11 protein-coding genes and 1 other RNA gene are annotated in these 15239 nt (G+C 71.5%); 5 read left to right on the forward strand and 7 right to left on the reverse strand.

What is annotated here, in order from left to right:
• Positions 1 to 19: 19 nt before the first annotated feature.
• On the reverse strand, positions 20 to 469 hold the full coding sequence (locus P8R59_RS01090; RefSeq protein ID WP_278102354.1) for a PTS sugar transporter subunit IIA: 450 nt from the start codon (positions 467 to 469) through the stop codon (positions 20 to 22).
• Positions 470 to 638: 169 nt separating this feature from the next.
• Between P8R59_RS01090 and P8R59_RS01095 the strand changes: the two genes are divergently transcribed.
• Positions 639 to 1388 carry a GntR family transcriptional regulator gene (locus P8R59_RS01095; RefSeq protein ID WP_077052175.1) on the forward strand — a complete coding sequence of 250 codons (750 nt, stop codon included), beginning with the start codon at positions 639 to 641 and terminating at the stop codon, positions 1386 to 1388.
• A gap of 12 nt (positions 1389 to 1400) precedes the next feature.
• On the opposite strand, the gene P8R59_RS01100 is transcribed toward P8R59_RS01095, so the two are convergent.
• Positions 1401 to 2633 carry an acetate/propionate family kinase gene (locus P8R59_RS01100; RefSeq protein ID WP_278102355.1) on the reverse strand — a complete coding sequence of 411 codons (1233 nt, stop codon included), beginning with the start codon at positions 2631 to 2633 and terminating at the stop codon, positions 1401 to 1403.
• Positions 2630 to 4765 (reverse strand): phosphate acetyltransferase, encoded by a 2136-nt coding sequence (gene pta, locus P8R59_RS01105; protein WP_077052177.1) that lies wholly within the window; start codon positions 4763 to 4765, stop codon positions 2630 to 2632. Before pta ends, P8R59_RS01100 begins: the two co-directional genes overlap by 4 nt.
• 321 nt (positions 4766 to 5086) lie before the next feature.
• On the opposite strand from pta, the gene P8R59_RS01110 reads away from it, so the two are divergent.
• On the forward strand, positions 5087 to 5527 hold the full coding sequence (locus P8R59_RS01110; RefSeq protein WP_347404980.1) for an NUDIX domain-containing protein: 441 nt from the start codon (positions 5087 to 5089) through the stop codon (positions 5525 to 5527).
• 26 nt (positions 5528 to 5553) lie between these two features.
• Here the strand turns inward: P8R59_RS01110 and ffs are convergent.
• The 3 genes from ffs to P8R59_RS01125 form a co-directional block, all read right to left on the reverse strand.
• An RNA gene (ffs, locus tag P8R59_RS01115) (signal recognition particle sRNA small type) lies at positions 5554 to 5650 on the reverse strand.
• Positions 5651 to 5676: 26 nt separating this feature from the next.
• A complete protein-coding gene (locus P8R59_RS01120) occupies positions 5677 to 6366 on the reverse strand; it encodes a helix-turn-helix domain-containing protein (RefSeq protein ID WP_077052179.1) in 690 nt (229 codons plus the stop codon).
• Entirely contained in the window at positions 6363 to 7847 is a 1485-nt protein-coding gene (locus P8R59_RS01125) for an APC family permease (RefSeq protein WP_278102356.1), read from the reverse strand. The genes P8R59_RS01120 and P8R59_RS01125 overlap by 4 nt, the downstream gene beginning before the upstream one ends.
• Positions 7848 to 8050: 203 nt before the next feature.
• Here P8R59_RS01125 and P8R59_RS01130 point away from each other — a divergent pair, with 203 nt between their 5' ends.
• The 3 genes from P8R59_RS01130 to P8R59_RS01140 are packed head-to-tail and all read left to right on the forward strand — an operon-like array spanning position 8051 to position 12049.
• Positions 8051 to 9523 (forward strand): APC family permease, encoded by a 1473-nt coding sequence (locus tag P8R59_RS01130; protein ID WP_160897429.1) that lies wholly within the window; start codon positions 8051 to 8053, stop codon positions 9521 to 9523.
• 38 nt (positions 9524 to 9561) lie between these two features.
• Positions 9562 to 11550 (forward strand): primary-amine oxidase, encoded by a 1989-nt coding sequence (locus P8R59_RS01135; protein WP_278102357.1) that lies wholly within the window; start codon positions 9562 to 9564, stop codon positions 11548 to 11550.
• A gap of 4 nt (positions 11551 to 11554) precedes the next feature.
• Positions 11555 to 12049: a hypothetical protein gene (locus P8R59_RS01140; RefSeq protein ID WP_278102358.1), complete on the forward strand. Its 495-nt coding sequence runs from the start codon at positions 11555 to 11557 to the stop codon at positions 12047 to 12049.
• 148 nt (positions 12050 to 12197) lie between these two features.
• Here the strand turns inward: P8R59_RS01140 and P8R59_RS01145 are convergent, their stop codons facing one another.
• Positions 12198 to 15218 carry an alpha-mannosidase gene (locus P8R59_RS01145; protein WP_278102359.1) on the reverse strand — a complete coding sequence of 1007 codons (3021 nt, stop codon included), beginning with the start codon at positions 15216 to 15218 and terminating at the stop codon, positions 12198 to 12200.
• Positions 15219 to 15239: the final 21 nt, after the last annotated feature.

Below are 15239 nucleotides of genomic sequence, written 5' to 3' on the forward strand. Positions count from 1 at the left end.
CGCGGGGAACGGGCGGCGGTCAGACGGAGAGGAACGGGGAGCCGGGGAGGACCGAGGCGCCCTCGGCGGCGGCGAGCGCGATGTCCTCGGGCGAACGCTCGAGGACGATGACGGGCACGATCGTGGACAGGCCGGCGGCGCGGACGGCGGGCACGTCGTAGGCGATGACGGGGGTGCCGGCGGTGACGCGGTCCCCCTTCGCCGCGAACGCCGTGAACCCCTCGCCGCCCAGCTGCACGGTGTCGATGCCGAGGTGGACGAGGACACCGAGACCGTCGTCGGTCACGACGACGAACGCGTGCGGGAAGACCTGCAGAAGGGTGCCGTCGACGGGGGCGACGGCGTCGACGACCTCGGCGGGCGGGTCGATGGCCGCACCCGGCCCCATGGTCCCGGCGGCGAAGAGCGCGTCGGGCACGGCCGACAGGGACTGAACGGTGCCCGCGAGCGGGGACAGGATGTGGGCCACGAGGACTCCTCAGCGAATCGGTGGTTCGGCGGTACGAACCAGCGGGCGTGTCATAGATTGGGGAGGGAACAGCGCCCTCTGCACGATCAGACCACTGGCTCGGACTGGTACGTACCAGTGAAAGTACGGGACCCGGTCGACCGTGTCAATACCGAAAGTCGACGCCGCCATGCCCCACTCCCGCGCAGCCGACGCTCCCCCGGCCGCCGTGACCTCCGGCCCGATCCCCAAGCACGCCCAGCTGCGGGCGATCCTGCTCGCCGACATCGGCACCACGTGGCCCGCCCACGCGGCCATCCCGTCCGAACGCGAGCTCACCGCCCGTTACGGCGTGAGCCGCGCGACCGTGCGCGAGGCGCTGCGGCAGCTGATCGAGGAGCAGAAGCTCTACACCGTGCAGGGCAAAGGCACCTTCGTCGCGGGCGAGCGCGTGCAGTCGCAGCTGCACCTGGCATCCTTCACCGAGGACATGCGGCGACGCGGACTGGTCGCGACCTCCCTGGTCCAGCGGGCCGAGGTCGCCGTGCCGCCGCTGGAGGTGCGTGCGACCCTCGGGCTCGACGAGGGCGAGTCGGCCTGGTGGGTCGAACGACTGCGTCTGGCGGGCGGCATCCCGATGGCTCTCGAGCGAGGATGGTACTCCCGTCGCGTCGCCCCCGACCTCGGCGAGCGCGACCTGTCGGGTTCGCTCTACGGGGTGCTGGCCGAGGACTACGGCGTCCGCATCGACACCGCGGAGCAGACCGTGTGGGCCGAAACGGTGGACGGCCCCATCGCCGCCGCGCTCGGCGTCGCCCCCGGCGCCGCGGTCATGGTGTTCCGCCGCAGTTCGCGCGCGGGCGCCACGCCGGTGGAGTACGTCACGTCGTGGTATCGCGGCGACCGCTACCAGGTGCACATGGGGCTCACTGGCAGCTGAGCACCGCGGCGGTCAGGACGCGACCGAGAGGGTCTGCCGGGCGATCTCGAGCTCTTCGTTGGTCGGCACCACCAGCACCTCGACCCGCGAGGAGTCGGTGGAGATCCGGCGGATGCCGCGCCCCCGCGTCTCGTTGCGCCCAGGGTCGAGCTCGACACCGGCGAAGCCCAGGGTCGCCACCGCTTCCGCGCGCACGCGGGCGGCGTTCTCGCCCACGCCGGCCGTGAAGGAGATGACGTCGACGCCGCCGAGCTGCGCGAGGTAGGCGCCCGCGTACGCGCGGAGCCGGTGGATGTACACGTCGAAGGCGAGCTGGGCGTCGGGGTCGCCCGCGTCGCACCGAGCCGTGAGGTCGCGCATGTCGGACACACCGGCGAGGCCGACGAGCCCCGACCGCTTGTTCAGCAGCGTGTCGAGGTCGGCGATCGAGAGGTCGGCGCGACGGGCGAGCTGCAGCAGGACCGCGGGGTCGAGGTCACCGGAACGCGTGCCCATGACCAGGCCCTCGAGCGGCGTGAGACCCATCGACGTCTCGACCGACCGGCCACCCTCGATCGCCGTCACGGATGCGCCGTTGCCGAGGTGGAACACGATCTGCCGGAGATCGGAGAGCGGGCGGCCGAGGAACGCGGCCGCGGACTCGCTGACGAACTTGTGGCTCGTGCCGTGGAACCCGTACCGACGGATGCGGTGCGCCTCGGCCAGCTCGCGGTCGATGGCGTACGTGTACGCCGCCGGGGCGAGCGACTGGTGGAACGCGGTGTCGAAGACGGCGACGTGCGGCACGCCCGGAAACGCCTTCTTCGCCGCGACGATGCCGGCGAGGTTCGCCGGGTTGTGGAGGGGCGCCAGCACCGAGAGCTCGTCGATGTTGATCTCGACGAGCGGGGTCACCACCGTCGGCTCGAAGAAGCGCGCCCCGCCGTGGACCACGCGGTGCCCGACGGCGACCGGCGGCCGCTCCTCGAGCGACGGACCGTGAGCCTGGAAGGCTTCGAGCATCACGGCGAACCCAGCCGTGTGGTCGGGGATCTCGCGCTCGATGGTGGAGGTGGCATCCACCACCGTCGGCGCGGGACCGTCCGCCGGGGTCAGAGCCGCCGCGGTCACGGTGTGGGTGGCCACGCCCGTCTCCTCGCCGATGCGCTCGACCAGTCCCGAGGCGAGGACGCGCTCGTGCTCCATGTCGAGCAGCTGGTACTTGAAGGACGACGAACCGCTGTTGACGACCAGCACGACGCTCACGCGGGGCTCCCCTGGGCCTGGATCGCGGTGATCGCGATCGTGTTGACGATGTCGTCGACGAGCGCCCCGCGCGACAGGTCGTTGATGGGCTTGTTGAGGCCCTGCAGCACCGGGCCGATGGCGACGGCACCGGCCGAGCGCTGCACCGCCTTGTAGGTGTTGTTGCCGGTGTTCAGGTCGGGGAAGACGAACACCGTCGCGCGCCCCGCCACCTCGGACCCGGGCATCTTGGCCGCGGCGACCGCGGCGTCGGCCGCGGCGTCGTACTGGATCGGCCCCTCGACGAGCAGCTCGGGCGCCCGCTCGCGCACGAGGGCGGTCGCGGTGCGCACCTTCTCGACGTCGGCGCCGGTGCCCGACTCCCCCGTCGAGTACGACAGCATCGCGACGCGCGGCTCGATGCCGAACTGCTCGGCGGTCGCGGCGGACGAGACCGCGATGTCGGCGAGCTGTTCGCTCGTGGGGTCGGGGATCACCGCGCAGTCGCCGTAAACAAGCACGCGGTCGGCGAGGGCCATGAGGAACACGCTCGACACCACCGACACCCCGGGGGCGGTCTTGATGATCTCGAACGCCGGGCGGATGGTGTGCGCCGTGGTGTGGGCCGCACCCGAGACCATCCCGTCGGCCAGACCCAGGTGCACCATGAGCGTGCCGAAGTACGACACGTCGGTGACGGTGTCGGCGGCCTGCGCGTAGGTGACGCCCTTGTGGGCGCGGAGCCGCGCGTACTCGGTCGCGAACTTGTCGACGTGGACGGCGTCGAAGGGGCTGAGCACCTCGGCATCCCGGATGTCGATGCCCAGCTCGATCGCCCGACCCCGGACTTCCAGCGGCTCACCGAGGATCGTCAGGTCGGCGATACCGCGCGAGAGCACCGTCGCGGCGGCGCGCAGCACGCGGTCGTCGTTGCCCTCGGGCAGCACGATGCGGCGGCGGTCGCTGCGCGCGCGATCGACGAGGCCGTACTCGAACATCAGCGGCGTCACGACGCTCGGCCGCGCGACGCCCAGTTCGCGCGTGAGGAGGTTCGTGTCGACGTGGCGCTCGAACATCGCCAGCGCGGTGTCGTACCGGCGCTGCGAATCGGCGGCCAGGCGACCGCGCGTGTTCATGATGCGCACGGCCGTGTCGTACGTGCCGAGATCGGTGGCGATGATCGGCAGCGAGGAACCGAGGCCGTCGATGAGCCGGACGATCGTGTCGGGCAGTTCGAATCCGCCGTTGAGCACGACGCCGGCCAGCGACGGGAACGTTCCGGAGGCGTTGGCCAGCAGCGTCGCCAGCAGCACCTCGGTGCGGTCGGCCGGGATGACGATGACCGCCGACTCCATGAGACGCGGCAGCACGTTCACCATCGACATGCCGGCGACGACCACGCCCAGCACCTCGCGCGTGAGCAGCTCGGGGTCGCCCTTGATCAGCTCGCCCTCGACCGAGCGCAGCACCCCGCGCATGGAGGGGGCGATGAGGAAGCGGTCCTCCGGGAGCGCCCACACCGGCACGGTGCGGCCGCGCGCGGCGCCGGCGGCGTCGACGACCTGACGCACCGAGGCCACGACCGCGTCGAGCTCGTCGGGATCCGCGCGGTTGACGACGACGGCGAAGACCTCGGCGCGCTCGTGCAGCAGCTCGGGCATCGCGAGCGCCGCGATCTGCCCCACCTCCTGGGCGGTGCGGGCGACGGAGAGGCCCAGTGTTTCACCCTGCCCCTGCTGCGCACGACCGCCGAGGACGAGCAGCACGGGAGCGCCGAGGTTCGCGGCGATCCGGGCGTTGTAGGCCAGCTCGGCGGGGCTGCCGACGTCGGTGTAGTCGCTGCCGATCACGACCACCGCGTCGCACTGCGCCTCGACGGCCTTGTACCGCTCGACGATGCGGCCGAGCGCGGCGTCGGCGTCGTCGCGGACGTCGTCGTAGGTCACGCCGACGCAGTCGTCGTACGCGAGGTCGACGCCGTCGTGGTCGAGCAGCATCTCCAGCACGTAGTCGCGCTCCGCGGTCGAGCGCGCGATCGGCCGGAAGACGCCGACGCGCGGCGAGACGCGGCTGAGGGCGTCGAGGACGCCCAGAGCCACCGTGGATTTGCCCGAGTGCCCCTCGGCCGACGTGATGTAGATGCTCTGCGTCACGGCATCCAGCCTAGGCGGGCAGGGTGACATCCCGTTGGGGTTGCCTCGGCGTCGAGGGATCGGGATGCGCGTCCTAGGCTCGCCTCGTGAGCACGACACCCGACCTGCCCGGTACCACCGTCCCCGACCACCGCGGCCGCACCGGCCTGCACCTCACCGGCCGCGACCTGGACCGCAACCCCCGCGTCGAGGTCGCGGACGTGGAGCTCCTCGCGGCCGGCTGGCACGTCCTGGCGCGCGACGACGTTCCGCTACCGGGGCGACGACGGGGAATGGACCACCCAGACGCGCGAGACCTACGACCGCGGGAACGGCGCGACGATCCTGCTCTACGACCCCGACCGGCGCACCGTGCTGCTCACCCGCCAGTTCCGCTACCCCGTGTATGTGAACGACCACCCCGACGGGATGCTGATCGAGACCGCGGCGGGGCTGCTGGACGACGACGACCCCGTCACCGCGATCCGCCGCGAGGCCGAGGAGGAGACCGGCGTCCGCGTGACCGAGGTCGAGCCGGTGTTCGAGGTGTACATGAGCCCGGGGTCGGTCACCGAGCGGCTGCACTTCTTCGCCGCCGCGTACGACGGCGCGAGTCGCGAGGGCGACCGCGGCGGCCTCATCGACGAGGGCGAGGAGATCGAGATCCTCGAGCACGACATCGACGTCGCCCTGCGGATGATCCGCGACGGCGAGATCCAGGATGCCAAGACCATCATGCTGCTGCAGTGGGCGGTGATCGACGGGCCGTTCGCTCGGCGTTGAGGCGTGGCATCCGGAGTCGCCCGGGCATGAAAGACTCTCCGCGCACCCGGTAGAGCCTGGTTACCCTTGCTACGTTTCCGTCCTGGGGGAGTTGGCCTGGATGCCGCCGCGCGGAGAGCCGACACGAGTCTACCCGACGCGCGCCGCCCTCACACCACGAGCGGGGTGAGGGCGCGTACCGCCGGCTCGAGGGAGCGGATGACCTCCGCCGGCTCGTCCACGCGGTGGCGCGCACCGGAGAACCCGACGGCGCCGACCACCGCTCCGGTGTCGTCGCGGATCGGGAGGGCCAGGCATCCGGTCGTGGCGGTCACCTCGCCGCTCTGCCGCACGGCGCCGAAGCGGACGAGATCGGTCTCGACGTCGGCATCGACAGCCCCGCCGAGCGCGACGAGCAGCAGTCGACCCAGCGCATAGCGCCCGGGTTCGCGCACCAGTCGCGCTTCGTCCGACAGCGGGAAGTCGGGGTCGGTGTCGACGACGACCAGTCGCCCGTCGACGAACAGCACGACGTGCACTCCGCCCCGGACGGTGCGCCGCGCCTCGGCGAGCACCGCACGCGCGGCGGTCGGAAGCCGAGGCGGCGCGGAGACGACTCCCGTCAAGTGCGCGACACGGGCGCCGAGCGCGAAGCCGGTGAGGTCGGGGGTGCGCACGAGGTACTCGTCCTCGACGAGGAGGTTGAGCAACCGGTAGGTCGTGGCCCGAGGCAGACCGAGCTCGGCCGAGATGCGCTGGGCGCTGACGCCCGCACCCAGGTGCGCCACGGCCTCGAGAACCGCGAGCGCGGAACGCACGGCACCGGGCTGGCGCGCCGCGAGCCCGGCCCGCTCGCTCACCGGGCGCCCCTCCCCGGCGGTGCGACGCCCCCGAGCACCTGCGCCGCGACGGGCTCGTCGTACGCCCCGAGAGGCCGCGACCCGAGCCGCCGCCCCGCGACGACCACGAAGCCGACCGCCGCCACCGCGATGACGGCGACGCACACCGCGCCGATCCGATCGGATCCGACCACGAGGAACGCCACGAGGGCAGCCACCAGTGCGACGGCCGACACCCCCGCCGTGATCGCGGGCGCGATGGTGAACTCGCCGATGCGGCGGAGGAAGACCGGAGCCGCGACGCACACCAGGACGTACGCGCAGATGTATCCCGTGGCCCCTACCGCGAGTGTCACCTGCATCGCCTCACGCGGGTCGACCCCCGCCACCGACAGCAGCAGGGGCACACCCGCCACGACCGGCAGAGCCGTGAGAGTCGCCGCCACGGGCGTGCGCAGCCTCGGGTGGGTGCGACCGATCCGCGCGGGCAGAACGCCGTCGCGGCTCATGGCGAAGAGCACGCGAACGAGAGCGGTCATCGACCCGATCGCGCACGCGAGGAAGGATGCCGCGATCCCGACGTCGGCGACCACGCCCCACGGTCCCAGCCCGAAGGTGCCCGCGAGGTCGTTCACGGGCGAGGCGCTGGCGGCCAGGTCCCTCCCGAGCGCGTGGAACCCCGACACCTGGGTGACGGCGGCGAGGACGTAGACGCCGCCGGAGATGAGCACGGTGCCCGTGATCGCGCGCGGGACGTTGCGCAACGGCGCGACCGACTCCACCCCGAGGGTCGCGGCGGACTCGAACCCCACGAAGGCCGTCACCGCGACCACGGCGCCCGCGGCGAGCGCGACCGGGTCGAAGGGACCGGGCGCGAGCGAGGCGGCCACGTCGACCGGACCGATGAAGAACAGAAGCGTCCCGAGCAGCACGACGATGAGCACGACCGACGCCGCCTCCGCGACGAGCGCCACCCGCGCCGACAGACGGATGCCGGCGACCAGCACCGCGGCGACCGCGAACGCCTCGACCACGAGCGCGATCGTGACCGCCGCCCCGGACGGGACCGTCGGCCACAGGCCGCCCAGGAGGTACGCGAGGTAGTACGCGCAGCCGAGCAGCGAGAACATCGCAATGGCGGCGTAGCCCACCACGATCGCGGCGCCGGCGCCGAGTCCCGCGCGGGTGCCGAGCCCCCGAGCGGTGTAGGTGTACAGCGCCCCGGCGGCGGCGAACCGGCGCGCGAACTGCGAGACCGTACGCGCGACGCCGAAGCTCAGCAGCGCCGCCACGACGATCGCCGCGACCGTGCTGCCGGGGGCCACGCCGGCGACCATCAGCACGACGGTCGTGGCCGCCGCGGCGGGGGCGACGGCGGCCACCGACTGCGCGGCCAGGTCGAGGATGCCGATCGATCGGCGTTCGAGCCCGTGCAGCGGCGAACGCGCGCCGAATCCGGCGACGGGCGTGGGCCGTGCGATGGCGCGGGCAAGTGCGGTCATGGTGCTCCCCGGGTGCTCGCAGTGACCGTACGCCCGGGCCGTTGCCCCTGCACGACGCGCATGTTTCGTCCCGGTATCCCCGATTGGGACACCGGACCCGCGAGTGTCTCAGTCGCGGTGCGGGCACTTTCACCTCGGCCACATCGGGCCGCAACGCCGCGGGAGGAACCTCGAGAACCACACCCGAACCGAAAGGCACAGACATGACCCAGCTCGAATCGAAGGGCACCGCCGACGCGCCGTCGCGGACCCTGCGCGGCTCCCTGGGCGTCACGGCGATCGTCTTCATGGTGGTCGCCGCCGCCTCACCGCTCACCGTCGTCGGCGGGGCCGCGCCTCTCGGCATCCTGATCGGAAACGGCGCGGGGTTCCCGAGCCTGTACGCGATCAGCGCCGTCATCCTGCTGTTCTTCTCGGTCGGGTTGGCCGCGATGACCCGCCACGTCCCGCGACCCGGCGCCTTCTTCACGTACATCGGCTACGGCCTGGGGCGTCCGTCCGGGCTGGCCGCGGCGTGGACGGCGATGCTCACCTACACGACCATCCAGGTCTCGGTGTACGGCTACATCGGCTACCTGCTGGAGATCACCGTCGTCTCCCTCGGCGGTCCCGACCTGGCCTGGTGGCTGTACGCGCTCGCGGTCGTCGGGCTCGTCGGCATCCTGGGCTACCGGCACATCGACCTCTCGAGCAAGGTGCTCGGCGTGCTCCTGGTGGCCGAGGTCGCGATCGTGCTCGCGTTGGTGGCGGCCGTCATGATCGACGGCGGACCCGAGGGCCTGAGCGCGGCGCCGTTCGAGCCCGCCAACGTCCTCAGCGGCTCGCCCGGCGTCGGCTTGATGTTCGCGATCGCCGCGTTCATCGGGTTCGAGGCCACCGCGATCTTCCGCGACGAGGCGCGCGACCCCGACCGCACGATCCCTCGCGCCACCTACGTCGCGGTGATCGGCATCGGCGTCTTCTACACGCTGGCCTCGTGGGGTCTCGTGATGGCCTGGGGTCCCGGCGGGATCATGGAGGCCGCCGCCGATCCCGGCACCCTGATGCTCCGCACCGTCGCGATCTACCTCGGCAGCGTCGGCGAGATCATCGTCAACGTCCTGCTGCTGACCTCGATGTTCGCGTGCGTCCTGTCCTTCCACAACGTGCTCACCCGCTATCAGCACGCGATGTCGAGCGCGGGAGTCCTCCCCGACCGCCTCGCCGGTGTCCACGCGCGTCACCTGTCACCGCACGCCTCCTCCGTCGCCCAGACGGTGACCGCCGCGGTTCTCACCGCCGTCTTCGCGGTGCTGAACCTCGACCCGCTGCTGCAGGTGTTCACGTGGTTCGCCGGCGTGGCGACCCTCGCGATCGCGCTGCTGATGGCCGTCACCTCGATCGCCGTGATCGTGTACTTCGCCCGCAACCGCGCCGACCGGCGCGTGTGGAACACCGTCGTCGCCCCCGCGTTGGGCTTCGTCGGTCTGCTGGCTTCGGCGGTGATCATCGTCGTCTACTTCCCGATCATGGTCGGCGACATGGATGCCACGGGCGCACCGACCTTCGGGGCGGTGACGTGGTCGCTCCTGGCACTGGTCGCTGCCTTCCCGGTCTTCGGGTACGTCCAGGCTGCGTGGATCCGTCGCCGTCGCCCCGCGGCCTACGCCAAGCTCACCGACGCCATCGCCGGCTGACCCTCCTCCGTTCCCGCCCGCTCCACCAGGAAGACACTATGACCCTCACCGATCCCGCCGTCGCAGCCTTCACCGCCCCCGCGGCCCCCGCTCACCCGCTCGCGTCGCTCACGCCCGCCGAGATCACCGCCGTCCACACGATCGTCGCCGGCCTCGACGGGGTCGACGAGGCCACGCGCTTCGCCTACGTCGGTCTCGAAGAGGCCGCCAAGGGCGAGGTGCTGGCGTGGGAGCGCGGCGACGCCCCCGCCCCCGAGCGCCGCGCCCGCGTGCAGCTGCTGAACCTGCGCACCGCCCACTCGCTCGACCTCGTCGTCTCGCTCGCCACCGGCGCGGTGCTGCGGACGACCGAACTCGACGGTTCGGACGGGCAGCTCCCGATCCTGGATGCCGAGTTCGAGGAGGTCGGCGTCATCGCGAACGAGGACGCGGCCTGGGTCGCCGCCCTCGCCGCGCGCGGACTCACCACCGACGACGTCGTGCTGGTCCCGCTGTCTGCAGGGCACTACGGGTTCGAGAACGAGGTGGGCCGCCGCATCCTGCGCACCTTCGCCTTCCGTCAGGACCACCCCGCCGACCACCCGTGGGCGCACCCGGTGGACGGGCTCACCGCCTACATCGACGTCGCCGCCCGATCGGTGATCGAGATCATCGACACCCCCGGGTTCACGGTGCCCGAGACCCACGGCAACTTCGACGACCCCGAACTGCAGGGCCCGCCGCTGGAGGGGCTGAAGCCCATCGTCATCACGCAGCCCGAGGGATCGAGCTTCACCGTCGACGACGAGCACGTCACGTGGGGCGAGTGGGATCTGCGCATCGGCTTCGACACCCGCGAGGGGCTCATCCTCCGCCAGCTGTCCTTCGCCGGTCGCCCGGTGATGTACCGAGGGTCGATCAGCGAGATGGTTGTGCCCTACGCCGACCCCGCGCCGAACCGCTTCTGGCAGAACTACTTCGACACAGGCGAATACCTCTTCGGCCGGTACACGAACGAGCTCGAGCTCGGCTGCGACTGCGTCGGCGACATCACCTACGTCGACGCGGTGCTGTCGGACGAGAACGGGATGCCGCGCACCATCCGCAACGCCGTGTGCATGCACGAGGAGGACTTCGGCTCCCTGTGGAAGCACACCGACATCTTCACCGGGTCCAGCGAGGTCCGCCGTGCCCGCCGGCTCGTCATCTCGTTCTTCACCACTGTCGGCAACTACGACTACGGGTTCTACTGGTACCTCTACCTCGACGGCACGATCGAGTGCGAGGCCAAGCTCACCGGCATCCTGTTCACCTCCGCCTACCCGGGCGAGGGCTACCCCTTCGCGTCCGAGGTCGCCCCGGGTCTGGGTGCGCCGTACCACCAGCACCTCTTCTCCGCGCGGCTGGACATGACCGTCGACGGCGTCGCCAACGTCGTGAACGAGATCGACGCGGTGCGCCTGCCGATCTCGGCCGAGAACCCCGCCGGCAACGCCTTCACCAAGAAGGTGACGCCGATCGCGTCGGAGAAGGTGTCGGGTCGCGTCGCCGACGGCGCGGTCAACCGCGTCTGGCAGATCGCCTCGACCGAGAAGACCACCGAGCGCGGTCAGGCGACCTCCTACGTCCTCTTCCCCACCGAGACGCCCGTGCTGCTCGCCGACGAGACCTCGTCGATCGCGGCCCGCGCCGCGTTCGCGACGAAGAACCTCTTCGTCACCAAGTACGACCCGGCAGAGCGCTACGCCGCGGGCGACTTCGTGAACCAGCACCCCGGGGGTGCCGGCATCCCGGACTTCATCGCGGGGGACGAGCCTCTCGTCGGCGAGGACGTCGTGCTCTGGCACACGTTCGGGCTCACCCACTTCCCGCGCAACGAGGACTGGCCGGTCATGCCGATGGACTACGCCAAGTTCACGCTCAAGCCGTACAACTTCTTCGAGCGAAACCCCGTGCTGAACGTGCCGGCGCCCGTGAACACGCACTGCGCGCCCGCGTCGCACCCCGACGCGCACGGCGAGGCGTCGGCATCCGGATGCCACTGCTGAGGCGATGAGCGAGACCCTCCACCTGTGGGCGGTCGCCCCCGCCGCGATCGGGATGTGCTGTCTGGCCGCCGATCGCGCGCGGGTGCGACCGCCCGAGGTCGTGGCGGCGGCGGTCATGCTGCTGGCGATGCTGGATGCCGCCGTGTTCGGCGTGGTCGCGCCGGTGTACTGGACGGCGCTGCTGCTCGCGGCGGCCGTGGGCCTGGCGATCTGGCGCCGACCGCGCCAGCGGCGCGTCCCGCGGGTGCCCGCGCTGATGACGCTGCACACGACGCTCGGCATGGTCGTCATGGCCGGGCTGCAGATCGCGATGGGCGCACACGCGAGCGCCCCGGAGCACGCGCACGGACTCTCCCTCGCGCCCGTGCTCGCCGGGGCGGCGGTCGGCTACGGCGTGCTGTCGTTCACCGCGATCAGGCGGATGCCGGCGCGCCTCGACCGGGCGCAGATCGGCGCGATGGCGGCATCCGTCGCGCTCATGGCCGTGGCGATGGTGTGACCGCGGCTGGGAGCACCGCCCGGGGAGCGGAGGAGGAACCGTTGAGGGAGGACGAATCCGCAGTATTCGTCCTCCCTTTCCCGAACGTCCTCCCGGGTCGACGCGATCAGCCCGTCCCAGCCCACCCCGACCACCCGCGGGGAGGCGATCAGCGCTTCAGACGCAGCGTCACCAGCTGGAACGGACGCAGGGTGAGCTCGACCGCCCCGCCCGACACGCTCGACACCGCGGCGGCATCGACCTCGCGCTCCAGCAGGTCGGTCTCGGCCACGGCCGTGACCTCGAAGCCCGCGTGGAGTGTCGTGGACTGCCGCTCCCCCAGCGCCTCATACAGGCGCACGATGACGTCTCCCGAACCGTCGTGGGCGAGCTTGACGGACTCCACGACGATGCCGTCGCGATCGAGCGCGACCAGCGGCGCGACGTCTCCGGCCCCCTCGATCACACGAAGGGGAAGGTTGGTCCGGTACCCCTCGGTCACCGCGTCGGCCACGTCGGCGCCCACGACGATGCCCACCTCGAGGCGGTGCGCGCCCTGATCCTGCTGAGGATCGGGGAACAGCGCCCCGCGGATGATCGACAGGCGCACCAGCGAGGACGTTCCGCCGCCCCGACGCGCGTGCCGGGTGATGTCGTGCCCGTAGGTCGAGTCGTTCGTCACAGCCACCCCGAATCCGGGTTCGGCGACGCGGACCCAGCGATGGGCCGCGGTCTCGAAGCGGGCGGCATCCCACGAGGTGTTCGTGTGCGTCGGACGTGTGATGTGCCCGAACTGGATCTCGGATGCCGCACGGTCTGTGTGCACGTCGACGGGGACGGCCAGCTTCAGCAGCTTCTGCTGCTCGTGCCAGTCGACGTCGATCGACAGCCGCAGGGTGCGCGCGCCCGCGGCGAGCGCGATGCGGGTGACCAGACGGGAGTCGCCGAAGGCGCGCTCGACCACGATCGCGTCGCCGTCGATGCGCACCGCATCAGCCGAGTCCAGCGGGGTGACGTGGCGGCGGTAGGTCTCGTCGATGTCCCACGCGTCCCACTGCGTGGGCGTGTCCCGGAAGAGTTGGAACAGTCCCGCCGCCTGCCCGTCGGGGACGACCTCGCGACCCGAGCCGACCTCGACGAGCGAGATGATGAGCCCCCGGGCGTCGATGACGGCGTGGATGACCCCGTTGTCCAGTACGTAACCGCCGCCCTCGGAGCGCGGAGCGACGTCGCGCGCGGCCGACGCCGCCGCGATCCCGAGGGCGGGGACGCCCGAGCGAAGGTGCGGCGCGGCGTTGACGGCGAGCACGCGGTCGCCCTCCCCCGCGAGCGTACGCAGGCTATCGGCGATGATCTGCTCGAGCTCGGCGGCGATGGCTTCGTAGTTGCGCTCGGCATCCCGGTGCACCCACGCGATGGACGTGCCGGGCAGAATGTCGTGGAACTGCTGCAGCAGCACGAGCTGCCACAGGCGGCGGAGGGCCGCCGCGGGGTATTCCACGCCCGCGCGCACCGCGGCGGTCGCGGCCCACAGCTCCGCTTCACGCAGCAGGTGCTCGCTGCGGCGGTTGCCCTGCTTGGTGCGCAACTGGCTGGTGTAGGTGCCGCGGTGGAACTCCAGGTACAGCTCCCCCGCCCACACCGCCGGGTCGGCGTACTCGGCCTCGGCGGTTTCGAAGAACGCGCGGGGCGTGGAGTGCACGACTCTCGGCGCCCCCTCGAGCGAGTGCGCGCGCGCGATCGTCGCGGTCATCTCACGGGTGGGGCCGCCGCCGCCGTCGCCGAAGCCGTAGGGAAGCAGCGACGTGCGGGCGCGACCCTTGTCGGAGAAGTTGCGTTCGGCGTGCGAGAGATCGGCAGCGGTCACCTCGGAGTTGTACTTGTCGACCGGCGGGAAGTGCGTGAAGATGCGCGAGCCGTCGATGCCCTCCCACTGGAAGGTGTGGTGCGGGATGCGGTTGGTCTCGTTCCACGAGATCTTCTGCGTGAGGAACCAGCGGGCTCCCGCGGCCTTCATGATCTGCGGCAGGGCACCGCTGTATCCGAACGAGTCGGGCAGCCACACCTCTTCGGTGTCGATGCCGAACTCCTCCTGGAAGAAGGTCTTCCCCTCGAGGAACTGGCGGGCCATCGCCTCGCCGCCGACCATGTTCGTGTCGGATTCGACCCACATGCCGCCCACGGGCACGAACCGCCCCTCGGCGACGCGTTCCTTCAGCCGCTCCCAGAGCGCCGGGTAGTGCTCCTTCATCCACGCGAACTGCTGCGCCGACGAACTGGCGAAGACGAACTCGGGGTCCTCGTCCATGAGCGAGAGGACATTGCTGAACGTGCGCGAGACCTTCCGCGCCGTCTCGCGCACCGGCCACAGCCACGCGGAGTCGATGTGGGCGTGCCCGACGGCGTGCAGGACGTGAGCACTGGATGCCGCCGGTGCGGCGAGCAGCGGAGCCAGCACGTCACGGCCGGCCTGGGCCGTGCCCGCGACGTCGTCGGGATCGACCGCGTCGATCGCGGCATCCATCGCCTCCACCAGCGTCGCGCGGCGCGCGGAGGTCGCGTCGAGTTCCGCGATCAGGCCGTGGAGAAGACGGAAGTCCTGCAGCAGTTCCCACACGGCGACGTCGCGCAGACCGAGCGACATCTCGCGAAGCGTATAGAGAGGAGCGTCACCCGCCGTGGCGAGGTCGCCGAGATGCGTGGGCTCGAAGGTGAAGAGGCTCCCGACGTCGGGGTTCGACGCGGCCTCGACGAGCACGTCGACCCGGCCGTCGGCGTCGAGGACGGCGGGAGTGGCGTTGTTGAACGGCGAGATGCCCTTGATGGGCGCGCCCTGGCGGTTCCAGATCAACGCTTCGCACTGGAAGCCGCTCTGCCCGGCCGTGAAACCGAGGTCGACGACGAACTCCGCGACGGTCCCGTTGGGCAGGGCACCCGCCGCGTCGCGCCAGCCGGTGGGGATCTCCCCCGACACGGCGAACCAGGTGGTCCCCCACGCGCGCCCCCACGGCGTCCCGATCGCGAAGGGGCGGTACTCGGCATCCCGGGCTGCGGCGAAGGTCACCGGCTCGCCCGGGGCCTCCCACGCCGCGATCGTGAGGGGGTGGCGGGCGCGGTAGACGGCGGGGACGAGACGCTCGCGGACGAAGCGGTCGATGCGCATCTCGATGAGCGCGGTGCGGTCGTGCATGAATTGTTCCTTGTCTGGGGG

It is taken from the genome of Microbacterium proteolyticum, from assembly GCF_029639405.1.
Taxonomy (GTDB): Bacteria; Actinomycetota; Actinomycetes; order Actinomycetales; family Microbacteriaceae; genus Microbacterium.